Below are 13,282 nucleotides of genomic sequence, written 5' to 3' on the forward strand. Positions count from 1 at the left end.
CATGACGTACTCCATTGCCCTGAACTTCGAGGACGGGGTAACCCGTTTCATCGACTGCAAGGTGGGTGAAAAGGTCCTCGACGCGGCCTTTCGCCAACGTATCAACCTGCCCATGGACTGCTCCGACGGTGTGTGCGGCACCTGCAAATGTCGCTGTGAAACCGGCGTTTATGACTTGGGCGACGACTACATCGAAGACGCCCTGAGCGAGGATGAAGCCGGCGAACGCCAGGTGCTCACCTGCCAGATGATGCCGCAGTCGGACTGCGTGATTGCCGTGCCGGTGCCTTCCGGTGCCTGCAAGACCGGCACCGCGCAATTTGCCGCGACGGTGGCGAGTATTACCCGGCATGCCGATGCAGCGTTGGAAGTCAGCTTCGAACTGGATCAGGCGCCGGTGTTCCTGCCGGGGCAATACGTGAATATCGGCGTGCCCGACAGTGGGCAGACCCGCGCGTATTCCTTCAGCAGTCGCCCCGGCGACAAACGCGCGAGCTTTCTGATCAAGCATGTGCCCGGCGGGTTGATGAGTGGCTGGCTGGAGCGTGCCCAGCCGGGCGACGCGGTGCCGATGACCGGGCCGCTGGGCAGTTTCTACCTGCGCGAAGTGGCGCGGCCACTGCTGTTGCTGGCAGGTGGTACGGGGCTGGCGCCGTTCCTGTCGATGCTTGAAGTGTTGGCCGAGCGCGAGGAAACCCGGCCGGTCACGCTGATCTACGGCGTGACGCGGGACCAGGACCTGGTGATGGTCGAGGCGCTGGAGGCGTTCGCCCAACGCCTGCCCAACTTCGGTTTTGTCACCTGCGTGGCCGACCCCCAGACCGCTCACCCCCGGCAGGGGTATGTCACCCAGCACATGGCCGCTGACGTGCTGAACGATGGCGACGTGGATGTGTACCTGTGCGGGCCGCCACCGATGGTCGACGCGGTACGCCAGCACTTCAAGAACCAGGGCGTCACCCCCGCCAGCTTCCACTACGAGAAGTTCACCCCCAACGCCATCGTCACCGGCGACGCCGCCTGAGGAATCCCCCATGACTCCACGTTTCAACACCCAGGTTGCGCTGGTGACCGGCGCCGCCCAGGGCATCGGTCGGCGGGTTGCCGAGCGTTTGCTGGAAGAGGGCGCCTGGCTGGTGGCCGTCGATCGCTCGGAACTCGTGCATGAATTGCAGCATGAGCGGGCGCTGATCCTCACCGCCGACCTGGAGCAGCATGCCGAATGTGCCCGTGTGATGGCCGCTGCCAAGGCGCGGTTCGGGCGTATCGACATCCTGGTCAACAACGTCGGCGGGACTATCTGGGCCAAGCCCTTCGAGCACTACGCCGAGAACGAAATCGAAGCCGAGGTGCGCCGCTCGCTGTTCCCGACCCTGTGGTGCTGCCATTGCGTGTTGCCCTACATGCTGGAGCAGGGCAGCGGTGCCATCGTCAATGTCTCGTCCGTGGCCACGCGCGGAGTGAATCGCGTGCCGTATGGCGCAGCCAAGGGCGGCGTCAACGCACTGACCGCGTGCCTGGCCCTGGAGACCGCCGGCAGCGGCATTCGGGTCAACGCCACCGCACCCGGTGGCACCGAGGCGCCACCGCGGCGGATCCCGCGCAACAGCCAGCCCCAGAGCGACCAGGAGCGCGTCTGGTACCAGCAGATCGTCGACCAGACCCTCGACAGCAGCCCGATGAAGCGCTACGGCAGCATCGACGAACAAGCCGGCGCGATTCTGTTTCTGGCCTCTGATGAGGCCTCCTACATCACGGGCGTCACCTTGCCGGTAGGAGGCGGCGACCTCGGCTGACCCAGCGCCGTACCTGCAGACACTGACTCACAACAACAATAATGAGAGCACTGCCATGCGTACCCATGACGTCAATTCGATTATCGATAATGCCCATTTCAATCGTTTCCACTGGCTGGTGGTCAGCCTGTGTGCTGTGCTGTTGATCTTTGACGGTTATGACTTGTTCATCTACGGCGTGGTCTTGCCGTCGATCATGAAGGAATGGGGACTATCGCCCCTGCAGGCCGGCGCTCTGGGCAGTTATGCGCTGTTCGGGATGATGTTCGGCGCGCTGGTCTTCGGCAGCCTGGCCGACAAGTTCGGTCGCCGCAAAGGCATCGCCATCTGCTTTGCCTTGTTCAGCGTCGCCACGGTGATTAACGGTTTTGCCAGCAACCCGACTGAGTTCGGAATCTGCCGGTTTATTGCCGGGCTCGGCTGTGGCGGCCTGATGCCCAATGCGGCCGCACTGATTACCGAATACGCACCGAAGAAAATGCGCAGCATCCTGATGGCGGTGATGTTTGGCGGGTACTCGCTGGGCGGCATGCTGTCGGCCGGCGTGGGGATTTTCATGCTGCCGCGTTTTGGCTGGTCGTCCATGTTCTTCGCCGCGGCGATCCCGCTGCTGCTGATGCCGTTGATTGTGTACTGGCTGCCTGAGTCCATCGGGTTCCTGATTCGCCAGGGCCGCAAGGAACAGGCGCGTGAGCTGCTCAAGCGCCTGTCGCCGCAGACCCGGATCGACCCGCAAGACCAACTGCTCGTCAGCGCCGGTAAAGGCAAGGGCGCTTCGGTGCTGGAGTTGTTCCGCCACGGCCTGGCCTTGAGGACGGCGGCGATCTGGGTCGCGTTTTTCTGCTGCCTGTTGATGGTCTACGCCCTGAGTTCCTGGCTGCCCAAACTGATGGCGGGTGCCGGTTACAGCCTGGGATCGAGCCTGTCGTTCCTGCTGGCGCTGAATTTTGGCGGCATCGCCGGGGCGCTTGTCGGTGGCTGGCTGTGTGACCGGCTTAACCTGGTGAAGGTGGTGATCGGTTTCTTTATCGCCGCGCTGCTCTCCATCAGCCTGCTGGGTATCAAGAGCCCGATGCCGGTCCTGTACCTGCTGATCTTTTTTGCCGGCGCCACCACCATCGGCACGCAAATCCTGCTGTACGCCGGCGCCGCACAACTCTATGGCTTGAACATTCGAGCCACCGGCCTGGGCTGGGCTTCCGGTATCGGTCGTACCGGCGCCATCGTCGGCCCGCTGCTGGGCGGCGCGCTGATGGGGATTGAACTGCCGCTGCACCTGAACTTCATGGCCTTTGCCATCCCCGGGGTCATCGCCGTGCTGGCAATGACGGCGTATGCGCTGAATGAACGTCGGGGCCGGCAGGAGGTGATCGCCGCCCCGGCGCAGTAACTGTCGATAACAATAACTAAGAGCAACGACATGAACACACAACGTATCTGGCTATCCCTGTTGGGCGTGCCCCTTGCGGCGACGGCGGCCAAGGGCGGGTTTTTCGAGGACTCCACCGCCACCTTGCAGGCGCGCAACTATTACTTCAGCCGCGATTTCTCGGACATCGTCGGCGCCAACAAGCAATCAAAGGCAGAGGAGTGGGGCCAGGGTTTTATCCTGACCTATAAATCCGGCTACACCCCGGGGCCCGTGGGCTTTGGCCTGGATGCCCTGGGCACCCTCGGCCTCAAGCTCGACAGCAGCCCGGACCGCACCAATACCGGCCTGCTCCCGGTCAAGGGCGACGGCAGCGCCCCGAATGATTACAGCCGTTTGGGCCTGACCTTCAAGGCCAGGTTTTCCAGGACCGAATTGAAGGTCGGCGAACTGCAACCGAACCTGCCGGTGCTGGCCTTCAGCGATATCCGCTTGCTGCCGCCGAGCTATCAGGGCGTGAGTGTCAGCTCCGGCGAAATCGCCGGCCTTGCGCTGCAGGCCGGGCACTTGACCACCACCAGCCTGCGCAACGAAGCCGGCGACGAGAAAATGATCGCCATGCTCGGCCATGTGCCGCAACGCGGCGCTGAAAGTGATGGGTTCAACTACGTCGGCGGCGACTACGCCTTCAACACCAACCGCACCAGCGTCAGCTACTGGCATGGCCAACTCAAGGACATCTACCGCCAGGACTTTGTCGGCCTCAAGCACAGCCAGCCAATGGGCGAGTGGACGCTCGGCGCCAACCTCGGCTACTACGATGCCCGGGAAGACGGCGACAAACTGCTCGGCAAGATCGACAACCAGGCGTTTTTCTCGCTGCTGTCGGCCAAGCATGGCGGCCATATCTTCTACGTCGGTTATCAAGCCATGTATGGCGACAGTGCCTTCCCGCGGGTCTTCGCCAACATCACGCCGCTGGGCAACGAAGTACCCACCTACGAGTTTGCCTACACCGACGAGCGCTCCTGGCAAGTGCGGTACGACTATGACTTCGTGGCGCTGGGCATTCCGGGGCTGACCACCACCGTGCGTTATATCACCGGTAACAACGTGACCACCGGCGCGGGCTATGAAGGCAAGGATCGCGAGCGCGACCTGGATATCGGCTATGTGGTGCAAAGCGGCACATTGAGCGGCTTGGGCATTCGGGTGCGCAATGTCATGGCCCGTTCAAACTACCGCAGCGACATCGACGAGAACCGGCTGATCCTCAGTTACACCTGGAAGCTGCATTAAACCCCGCCCTGGCACGTGCCCATGACCTGGTAGTGGACGGTATGGCTGGCGCCCTGGCTGTCGAGATACACCATGGTCGCCGGTTCTACCTGGCAACTGCCCGGCACGGGCGTGATTGAAACAACGTGTTGGATATCCAGCGCTTCATTGCTGCCGGCCGCCATGGCGCCGGCGGCGGTGAAAAACAGGAGCAGGCTGAGCCATTTGATATTCATGATGAGTTCCTCTGTGAGTAGGGTTCATTTTAGTGATTGCCGCAGCGGGATAAAGACAGGAACAGGTGAATGACTCGTACGTATCACGTAGCAATCGAGGGGCAATGTTGATGGATTTGCTCAATGGCATGCGGGTGTTTGCCCGGGTTGTCGACACTGGCAGCTTTGCCGCAGCGGCCGAGGCGCTGGACCTGTCCGGGGCACACGTATCACGGTTGATCTGCGAGCTGGAAAAACACCTGCAGACCCGCCTGTTGCAACGCACCACCCGACGCCTGGGCCTTACCGATTCGGGCGAGCGCTTTCTGTTGCGCTGTCGCGACATTCTTGAAGACGTCAGGGAGGCCACGGCAGAAGCCAGCGGCGCGCACCTCAACCCGCGCGGGCGATTGCGGGTGCATTGCATGAGCGGGTTGGGGGTGCTGATCACGCCGCTGATTGCCCGCTACAGCGAGCAATACCCGGACGTGTCCATCGAGTTGACCCTGTCCCAGCACAACCCGGACCCGCTTGAAGAGGGTCACGACGTGGTGATCTCCATCGCCCATTCGTTGCCGGATTCGGCGCTGGTCAGTCAGACGATCGGGCAGTTGTTCAGTGTGCCCTGTGCGGCACCGGGGTATCTGGCCCGGTACGGCGTGCCCGAGCATCCGCAGCAGTTGATGCAGCATCGACGGTTGCATCTGCAGGATTTCCAGGAGGATGCGTGGTTGTTCAAGGGGCAAGAGGGCGAGATTGCGATTTCGCCGGGTGACACCTTCAGGACCAATGTCGCGGATGCGATGGTCAAGGCGACGCAGGAAGGAATGGGCATCAGCTTGTTGCCGTTCTTCAGCGCCAACCCGGCGCTGCGCGAGGGCTCGCTGGTGCGGCTGTTGCCCGGATATCGGCTACGGGAGCGGAGCATTTTCGCGGTGTATCCATCAAGGCGCTTTCTGGATGCCAAGGTGCGGACGTGGGTCGGGTTTTTGCAGGCGCGATTGCCGGGGTTGTTGGCGGAGCAGTTGGCAGTGATTGAGGCACCTTGAGGCTAGCGCGTTGCCGTACGGCGAATGTAGCGCGCCGGCGACGAGCCCAGTGTCTTGCGAAACATGCTGATGAACGAACTGACCGACTCGTACCCCAGCGCCTCGGCGGTTCGTTGCACCGACTCGCCCTCGGCCAGGCTCTGCAAGGCCACGATGATTTGCCATTGTTTGCGCCATTGGCCAAAAGTCAGGCCTGTTTCGCTCTTGACCAGGCGGGCCAGGGAGCGCTCGCTCATGGCCACCTGGCGTGCCCACTGGGCCATGGTGCAACGGTTTGACGGGTCCTGGGCCAGGCCGCGGGCGATGAAGCGCAACTGCGTAGCAGCGGGGAGCGGCAGGTACAACTGCTCCGAAGGAGCCAGTTCCAGTTGTTCAAGGAGCACGCTCGCCACGCGCGAATTGGCAGAGGCAGGCGGATAATCCTGGGGCTGGGCGCTCAGGTGCAGGATCAACGCCAGGACCAGCGGCGAAAGCACCAGCGTGCAGCATTTCTCCGGTAGCGCGGCGGCGCCGGGCTCGACAAACAGATAGCCGATCCTGCCGTTGGCGGTCACCCGGTTGCTGTGGGCGATACCGCCCGGAATCCACACGCCGAAGCCCGACGGCACCATCCACACGCCATCCTCTACGGTACACACGATACCGCCGTGATATGCCACCACCAGTTGGCCTTTGCGGTGGCTGTGCACGGGGAATTCGGTGTCGTTGCGCTGGCTGCCGAGCATCAACGCGACGGCGGGCTGATCAAAACTGTCCAGTTCGAATTGATCAACGCCCTGGAGCTTCATCTCGCCCATGTTGCACCGCCTCGATTGTCTGAAATTGATTATATCCTGGCAGCATACTCAATATCGGCACGACCTTGCAGTCCCTACCATCTTCATCAAGGCGATCAAGGTGATTGCCGACTGCGAGATTCAACCGATGCTCAGCGAAATCACGATTGCCCACCTCTACATTCCTCCGTTCTTGCTCTACGTCGGCGTTGCAGCCCTGGTGTACGGGCTACTGGAGCGGGCCCTGCGGCGCTGGCTGGATTGGGCCTGGCACCCCAGCCTGGCGCGTTTCTTTGTGTCGCTGATCGTGCTCTCGACCTTGGTTCTGAGCTTTTGAGGGCAGCGCGATGATCATCAAACACATCCTCAAGACCCTCGTCACCCTGGTGCTCGGGCTGGCCGCATTGCTGTTCTGCATGCAACTGTGGCGTGCCTATGAGTTGGCCCCCTGGACGCGGGACGGGCGTGTCAGCGCGCAAGTCATCCGTATTGCCCCCGAGGTGTCCGGCCAGGTCGAACACCTGCTGGTGGGCGACAACCAGTGGGTCGCCAAGGGCGCGTTGCTGTACCAGATCGATCGCAGCAGCTACTTGCTTGCCCAGCAACAGCGCACGGCCGAGCTTGCCGAGGCGCGCAGTGTTTTCGAGCAGCGCAGTGCACAGCTCAAACGCCGCAACCAGCTCGGCGATGCGATTGCGCGGGAGGAAACCGACAACGCAGCCCGGGACCTGGCGGTGGCCAGGGCGCGCCTGGATGCGGCCCGCAGCCAACTGGCCCATGCGCGGCTGGATCTGGACCGCACGACGATTCGTTCGCCGGTCGACGGCTATGTGACCCAGTTGCGGCTGCAGCCGGGTGACTACGCGGCAGCGGGCGAGACCAATATCTTTGTGGTCGATAGCCATAGCTTCTGGGTCACCGGTTACTTCGAGGAGACCAAGCTGGCTGGTGTTCGGGTGGGGGCTGTGACGTCCATCAAGCTGATGGGTTTTGCACCGCTGCTCGAAGGGCATGTGGCGAGCATTGGTCGGGGCATTGCCGACGGTAACGAGCTGCGCAGTAACAGTGGTTTGCCCCAGGTGGCGCCTACGTTCAGCTGGATACGCCTGGCCCAGCGCGTGCCCGTGCGGATTGAACTGGACAAGGTGCCGCCCGGTGTGGAGTTGGCGGCGGGGATGACCGCCAGCATCGAGGTTGCCGAGGAGGGCACGGCGCCGCGCTGGAGGCTGGTGCAATGGCTTCAGGCGTTCATGTGATGCTCCGTGCACTGCGCATGCTGGGGGCATGGGAAGCTGCTACCTCGGGCTATGTGCTGCGTAGTCTTTTGGCGGCCTCATTGGCCCTGTGGCTGGGGTTCCAATTACACCTGGATTCGCCGTTCTCGGCCGCCTCAACCGTGTTGTTGCTGATCCATCCGCTGCAGGGGGCAGTGGTTGGCAAGGGCTTCCACCGGGCACTGGGCACCCTGGTGGGGTTGGCTGTGGCATTGGTCCTGACCAGCCTGTTCGCCCAGCAAATGCTGCTGTTTATCCTCGGGATCGGGATATGGCTGGGCCTTTGTGTCGGCGCCATGACCGTGTTTCGGCACTACCAGGCCACGGCGGCGGTGGTCGCCGGCTACACCGTGTGCCTGGCCCTGGGGCCCGCCATCGTCGCGCCGCAGCAAGGTTTCGAACATATCGTCGGACGGGGCACGGCCGTTGTTCTGGGGGTGTTGAGCCTGAGCCTGGTGGCCACGTTATTCAGCCGCAAGACCGTCGAGCGCACACTGACCATGGCACTTCGCGACGTCTCGTCGCGCACCCTGCGGTTATTGGCCGTGCGGTTTGACGGCGGGCCGGCGCGTGCGCAGGACCCGCTGGCCATCGATATCAGCAAAGTGGACGACCTTCTCGGGATTGGTCGGGGCGAGTCGGTGCTGATCCGCGCCAGGCTGGCGACCCTGCAGGCAGGACTTGCGTATCTGCATGCCGTGGTGCTCGACGAATGCGCGATACCTTCGCACGCTGGAATCGGCGCACAGTTGCGCCGGCTGGCTGAAGCCATGCCCGGGTTTTGCGTGGCGGCCGATCGTGTCCGGGAGCTGCAAGCCAGCCTTGAACCAGGCGCGAGCCAGCGGCGTCTGAATGAACCATTGGCCGAACTGGCCAGCGCCTTGTCGAGTTTTGCCTGCCTTGAGCGCGCGCCCCTGCCGCCGGCCCGCGCCGTGGGGTTTCACCGACACTACGGCGCTGCACTGCGTAACGGTGTGCGAGCGTTGCTGGCCACGCTGGCGACCGGTGCTGTCTGGTACCTCACCGGCTGGGACCAGGGGCCAACCTTGCTGGCCGTACTGGGTCCGTTCTGCACCTTGCTGGCCACCAGCGCGGCGCCCGAGCAAGGCATTGCGAGCCTTGCCAGGGGAACCTTCTACGCAATCCTGGCAGCGGCGGGGTGCAAGTTCCTGCTGTTGCCGCACATCAGCGGGTTCGGGTTGCTCACGGTGGTGCTGGTTGCGTTCTGGGCGGTCGGGATTCATGCCACGACCCGGCCGCGCCATGCCCTGCAAGGCGTCGCCTATCTGATTACGTTCAACACCCTGGTCGGTACTGCCGGGACCGCCCAATACGACTTCGCTGACTTCGCGAATCAAGCCCTGGCCTGGATGGTGACGCTTGCTATCTGCCTGCTGGCCTTCCAGTTGCTGCCGGGGAAACCCGCCAGCCACGCCGACGTCCTGAGGACCGCGCTGCACAAGGACACACGCCGGTTACTCCGTCACGGGCACCGCATGGATCTTCTGAAGTGGCAGGCCACGCAACAGCACCGGATGGTTGCCCTGCAAGCGCTGTCGGGCGCCGATGAGGCCGGTGCCGTCTCGCTTCAACTGGGTCGACAGTTAAGGTTGCTGCACCGCAAGACACGCGACCTGGAGCCTGATTCGTCAATCGCCAGGTGTGTGCAAGCGGGCGATCGGCGTATTGCCAGATATGCCTTCGATTCAGCGATCAGCGCGGCCCAGGCCCGGCGTACGTCGAGATCACTGTTCCGCCTTGGTGCCCTCGACCTGGCTGCTTGTTACCGGGATTTGGCGGGGTTGCTCGACCAATACCAGCGTGCCGATATCCGAACCAGTTTCAGCTAAAACAACGAAGGTGAGATGAAATGAAGCAACTCCTTATCTGGACGCTTTTCGGGATGATCGTGTCTGTGCCAATGGCGGTGCAGGCATCGGACGGGGCTGAGGCGCTGGCACGCTGGCAACAGCAATTCAAACAAGAGCAAAAAAAGCTCGCTGAGCACCGGGCGGCTGGCCGCGATTCAAGGCCCAAGGCAGATCCCCAGCGATGAGCCGGTTCCCGGTCGATTGCAATCTATTCGGAGCGAAGTGACGAGTTCGGTGTGATGCCCGGCAGTGCTGTTGCTTTATAGGCTGTCCGGGTCGCCGAAAAACATTTTGACTTGGCTCTAGGACGGTGCTTCTAGGCTTAGAAAAACCAACTATGCCCCCAGTTTTGCCCCCATTCGCATGCGATCCACGAACAATTGCGAGTGCGCGCCCTGGCGGTGATGCAATGGGGGACTTGATGGCTTTCAGCGTGTCTCTCCACTATGAGGATGAGTAGCGGCTAATCGCTTTCGTTGAGCTTGCAAGGTGTCTAGATAAGCCGGGGCGATTCATTTTCCTGATCATCAGGTTTTGCGTGAGGCCTCTCCAGGGTGGCTTGGCAGGATGAGACTCGACATTTACCTGCCAGAGCTGGGGCTCGCTATTGAGCATCAAGGAGAGCAGCACTACCGGCCTCTAAAGGTCTTCGGTGGTGAGGAGGCCCATCTACGGGTGGTGGAAAGAGACGCCTCCAAACGTAGGCTATGTGCTGAAAATGGTGTTGAGGTCATTGATTTTAAATTTGATGCGCCGCTTACCAAAAGCTCCGTCAGGCAACGCCTTTCAAGATTTTTTGGGGGTTAACGAATGAAGAATTTCAGGGGTTTTGACAGTGATTTCAATCTCCTCGTTGAGCTGATGGTGGCAACCAGAGGCTTCAACCACCTTTCGAGCAATGGCGATGAATTTTTCTTGCCACTCAACACCTTCAGATATGCCCCGAAATGATATTTGGCATGATGCAGGGATGGAGCAAGGTGGAAGTGGCTGGTCTTCGGATCGGACGTCATCAGTCAAGTTCATGTCTCCTTGCATAGTCCGGCCCTTACGCCGGAGCAGGTTGCTCTTTATGATGAAAGCACCCTTGGCCGAAGGGCGCTCAACTTAACAAGAGACGATGGCTCAGAGAGCCGGTCTGCGGCTCCATCCATGGATGGCGTAATCCAGGGTCACGATGGCAGCAGCTTCGGAAGCCACCTTGTGGAAAGTGTTGTCCTTGGTCTTGTCTCCGTAATCGCTGATGCCGCGAACGACTATTACAGGCACGTTCTGCTTGTTGCAGGCGTGGAACACCCCCTAAGCCTCCATTTCAGCTACCACAGCTTTGTCGTGAATGCCTTGGAGACTCTCGAAAAGTTTCGGGTCTCGAATTAGCAGTTCGCCGGAAGCAATGGTTGGCCGCAGCCACTTCAGTGCTAACGATACAAGCTCACGCGCCGGGTCTCGCAACTGCACACCTAATTGAGTAAGAGCGTTCACCTCGGCAGGAGACCAAGGCAGAGGCGAGGGCAGGGCAGGCGTAGATGGCATCCACCAGATCACCTCATCAGCTGCTTCGATGCACGCGGCTGCGGTGCTGGTCGAGCGCATGCAACCGACATGGGAAACCGCAGCGGGGTTGGTTGCCCCGGCGGGGTTGGTGCGAGTGCTGTGCGCTCAACCAGTGTTCGGCGGTCGTGGCCGCGAGAGCGTGCACTAGCAAGACACTCCCGTCGGTCTGCACGGTCAGATTGCCCGCGGAGCCTCCAGCCAGAACGGTTAAACAGCCTGCCCGACAACGCCTAAAGACTCTCAGGGTCCCCAAAAAACATTTTTCCAAGCCTCTAAAGCAATACTTCCAGGCATAAAAAGTTCAAATATGCCCGCACTTTGCGCCCGGTTGCGTCTGTCATCCTTCCATTCACATCGTTCGACTCACCGCCCTCTGCGTCCATTCCACCTCATTTTGCAATTCCAGGACGTGGCCATGAAAGCGCTCCAGTGAGGCGTGGTGGCCGACGCTGATCAGGATCGTCTCCGGTAGCATTTCCTTAAGTAGCTGGTAACAACACGCTTCATTGGCTGCATCCATCGCGGCGCTGCTCTCGTCGAGAAACAGCACCGCAGGGCGGGCCAGAAGGGCGCGTACGAAGGCGCAGCGCTGCTGTTCGCCGAGGCTCAGGGTTTGCGCCCAGTCACGCTCATGGGCCAGTTGGCTGTCCAGATGCTCCAGGCCGACTTGCTGCATGATGTGCTGCAACTCGGCATCCTTTTCTTCGGGGGCGGGATTGGGGTACCACAGTGTTTCGCGCAAGCTGCCCAAGGGTAGATAGGTTTTTTGCGAGAGCGTGAGCGTGCGCTCACGGTCATAGGCCACGGCGCCTGACGCATGGTGCCAGAGCCCAGTCACTGCGCGAATCAGCGTGGACTTGCCGAACCCCGAAGGGGCCTTGATCAGCAGGCTATCACCAGGCTTGAGTGCCAAGTTGAACCCTGCAAACAGTCGCCGCCCGTCAGGCAGCCAGATATCCAGATTGCGAATATCCAGTCCTTCGGACTGTTGCGTCAGCACCACATCCGAGTCGACCCTGACGTTATCCAGACGTTGCTGGAAGCCGTCCAGCCGATCAATGACCGACTTCCATTCGGCCAGTTCCGGAAACACCCCAACCAGATAGGCCACGGCGGCATGCACTTCGCCAAACGCCGCGCTGATCTGGGTGAGACGGCCGAGGGTAAAGGCCCCGGCGAAAAACTGCGGGGCCATGATGAACATCGGAATCACCGTGGCACTGCGCAGGTAGAAGGTCGAGTAACCCATGATCAGCTTCTGCTTTTTCACCAGGACCCAGAAGTTCTGCAAAGCAGCTTCCAGGCGCTGATTGAAACGCTGGCTTTCCACGGCCTCGCCCCGGTACTGGGCGACCGAATCGGCGTTCTCCCGCAGGCGCATCAACGAGAAACGGAAATCGGCCTCGCGCCGCTGCTGCATGAAGTTCAGATGGGGCAGGGCGCGGCCGAGCCAGAAGGCGAATCCGGTGCCCAGCAGCGCGTAGACCAACGCCACCCACACCAGCAGCCCGGGAATCACCAGGCCTTCGTCACCCCATGGAATGCTGACCAGGCCCGAGGCTTGCCAGAGAATATTCAGGAACGAAAACAGCGACACCACCGCCGTCAGCAGCCCCAGGCTCAGCTTGAGCGACTTGATGATAAACAGGTCGATATCTTCGGCGATGCGCTGGTCGGGGTTGTCTACCTCGGTTTCGGTCAGTTTCAGCTTCTGGTAGCGCTGGCTGTCGAGCCATTGCGCGAGCAGGTTGCGCGTCGACCAGCGCCGCCACAGCAAGGTCAGTTTCTGCTGAAAGTGAAACGCGCCGACGGTAAAGGCCGCCAGGCCGATCTGAAGCAGGATGAATTGCAGGCCGCCCAGCAGGAAGCCCGGGTAGTCTTTTTCCTGCAGCGCATTATAAAAATGCAGGTTCCAGAAGTTATTGAGGATATTGACACCCACCAGGCACAGGTTCATCGCCACCGTGGCCAGCAGCAACAGCAGGGCCGGGTATTTCTGTTCGGAGGTCCAGAAAGGCCGTGCCAGGCGCCAGAAATTGCGAAGTGTATGCATGAAGGTTAAAGAAGTCCGGTCGCTGGCGACGTTGAGTTTGCAGGATA

General features: G+C 61.3%; 13 protein-coding genes. 9 read left to right on the forward strand and 4 right to left on the reverse strand.

Annotated features, from left to right (window positions below):
• Position 1: 1 nt before the first annotated feature.
• The 4 genes from benC to ACW9I6_RS08055 are packed head-to-tail and all read left to right on the forward strand — an operon-like array spanning position 2 to position 4,464.
• Positions 2–1,024, forward strand: coding sequence for a benzoate 1,2-dioxygenase electron transfer component BenC (gene benC, locus ACW9I6_RS08040; protein ID WP_457339143.1), 1,023 nt, complete (start codon positions 2–4; stop codon positions 1,022–1,024).
• A gap of 10 nt (positions 1,025–1,034) precedes the next feature.
• Positions 1,035–1,796 carry a 1,6-dihydroxycyclohexa-2,4-diene-1-carboxylate dehydrogenase gene (locus ACW9I6_RS08045; protein ID WP_008433831.1) on the forward strand — a complete coding sequence of 254 codons (762 nt, stop codon included), beginning with the start codon at positions 1,035–1,037 and terminating at the stop codon, positions 1,794–1,796.
• 55 nt (positions 1,797–1,851) lie between these two features.
• On the forward strand, positions 1,852–3,186 hold the full coding sequence (locus tag ACW9I6_RS08050; RefSeq protein ID WP_457339144.1) for an MFS transporter: 1,335 nt from the start codon (positions 1,852–1,854) through the stop codon (positions 3,184–3,186).
• Positions 3,187–3,216: 30 nt separating this feature from the next.
• Positions 3,217–4,464, forward strand: a complete 1,248-nt coding sequence (locus tag ACW9I6_RS08055) for an OprD family porin (RefSeq protein ID WP_457339145.1) — start codon at positions 3,217–3,219, stop codon at positions 4,462–4,464.
• Here ACW9I6_RS08055 and ACW9I6_RS08060 read toward each other — a convergent pair.
• Positions 4,461–4,679, reverse strand: coding sequence for a DUF2790 domain-containing protein (locus ACW9I6_RS08060; RefSeq protein WP_003210829.1), 219 nt, complete (start codon positions 4,677–4,679; stop codon positions 4,461–4,463). The genes ACW9I6_RS08055 and ACW9I6_RS08060 overlap by 4 nt on opposite strands.
• Before the next feature lie 110 nt (positions 4,680–4,789).
• Between ACW9I6_RS08060 and ACW9I6_RS08065 the strand changes: the two genes are divergently transcribed.
• Positions 4,790–5,707 carry a LysR family transcriptional regulator gene (locus ACW9I6_RS08065; RefSeq protein WP_177040585.1) on the forward strand — a complete coding sequence of 306 codons (918 nt, stop codon included), beginning with the start codon at positions 4,790–4,792 and terminating at the stop codon, positions 5,705–5,707.
• A 2-nt stretch (positions 5,708–5,709) separates the two neighbouring features.
• Here the strand turns inward: ACW9I6_RS08065 and ACW9I6_RS08070 are convergent, their stop codons facing one another.
• Positions 5,710–6,504 carry an AraC family transcriptional regulator gene (locus ACW9I6_RS08070; protein ID WP_003217152.1) on the reverse strand — a complete coding sequence of 265 codons (795 nt, stop codon included), beginning with the start codon at positions 6,502–6,504 and terminating at the stop codon, positions 5,710–5,712.
• A gap of 127 nt (positions 6,505–6,631) precedes the next feature.
• Here ACW9I6_RS08070 and ACW9I6_RS08075 point away from each other — a divergent pair, with 127 nt between their 5' ends.
• Genes ACW9I6_RS08075 through ACW9I6_RS08090 form a run of 4 tightly spaced genes read left to right on the forward strand, consistent with a single transcriptional unit; the run spans position 6,632 to position 9,813 of the window.
• Positions 6,632–6,820 (forward strand): DUF1656 domain-containing protein, encoded by a 189-nt coding sequence (locus ACW9I6_RS08075; RefSeq protein WP_032899212.1) that lies wholly within the window; start codon positions 6,632–6,634, stop codon positions 6,818–6,820.
• Positions 6,821–6,830: 10 nt separating this feature from the next.
• Positions 6,831–7,739, forward strand: a complete 909-nt coding sequence (locus tag ACW9I6_RS08080) for an efflux RND transporter periplasmic adaptor subunit (RefSeq protein ID WP_457339146.1) — start codon at positions 6,831–6,833, stop codon at positions 7,737–7,739.
• Positions 7,739–9,607, forward strand: a complete 1,869-nt coding sequence (locus tag ACW9I6_RS08085; RefSeq protein WP_457339147.1) for an FUSC family protein — start codon at positions 7,739–7,741, stop codon at positions 9,605–9,607. Before ACW9I6_RS08080 ends, ACW9I6_RS08085 begins: the two co-directional genes overlap by 1 nt.
• 20 nt (positions 9,608–9,627) lie before the next feature.
• A complete protein-coding gene (locus ACW9I6_RS08090; protein ID WP_102369127.1) occupies positions 9,628–9,813 on the forward strand; it encodes a hypothetical protein in 186 nt (61 codons plus the stop codon).
• Positions 9,814–10,414: 601 nt separating this feature from the next.
• Here the strand turns inward: ACW9I6_RS08090 and ACW9I6_RS08095 are convergent.
• Positions 10,415–10,648, reverse strand: coding sequence for a hypothetical protein (locus ACW9I6_RS08095; RefSeq protein ID WP_157955084.1), 234 nt, complete (start codon positions 10,646–10,648; stop codon positions 10,415–10,417).
• A gap of 883 nt (positions 10,649–11,531) precedes the next feature.
• On the reverse strand, positions 11,532–13,235 hold the full coding sequence (locus ACW9I6_RS08100; protein ID WP_087694520.1) for an ABC transporter ATP-binding protein/permease: 1,704 nt from the start codon (positions 13,233–13,235) through the stop codon (positions 11,532–11,534).
• Between the last annotated feature and the right edge of the window lie 47 nt (positions 13,236–13,282).

Source organism: Pseudomonas sp. SDO5522_S412, from assembly GCF_054071215.1.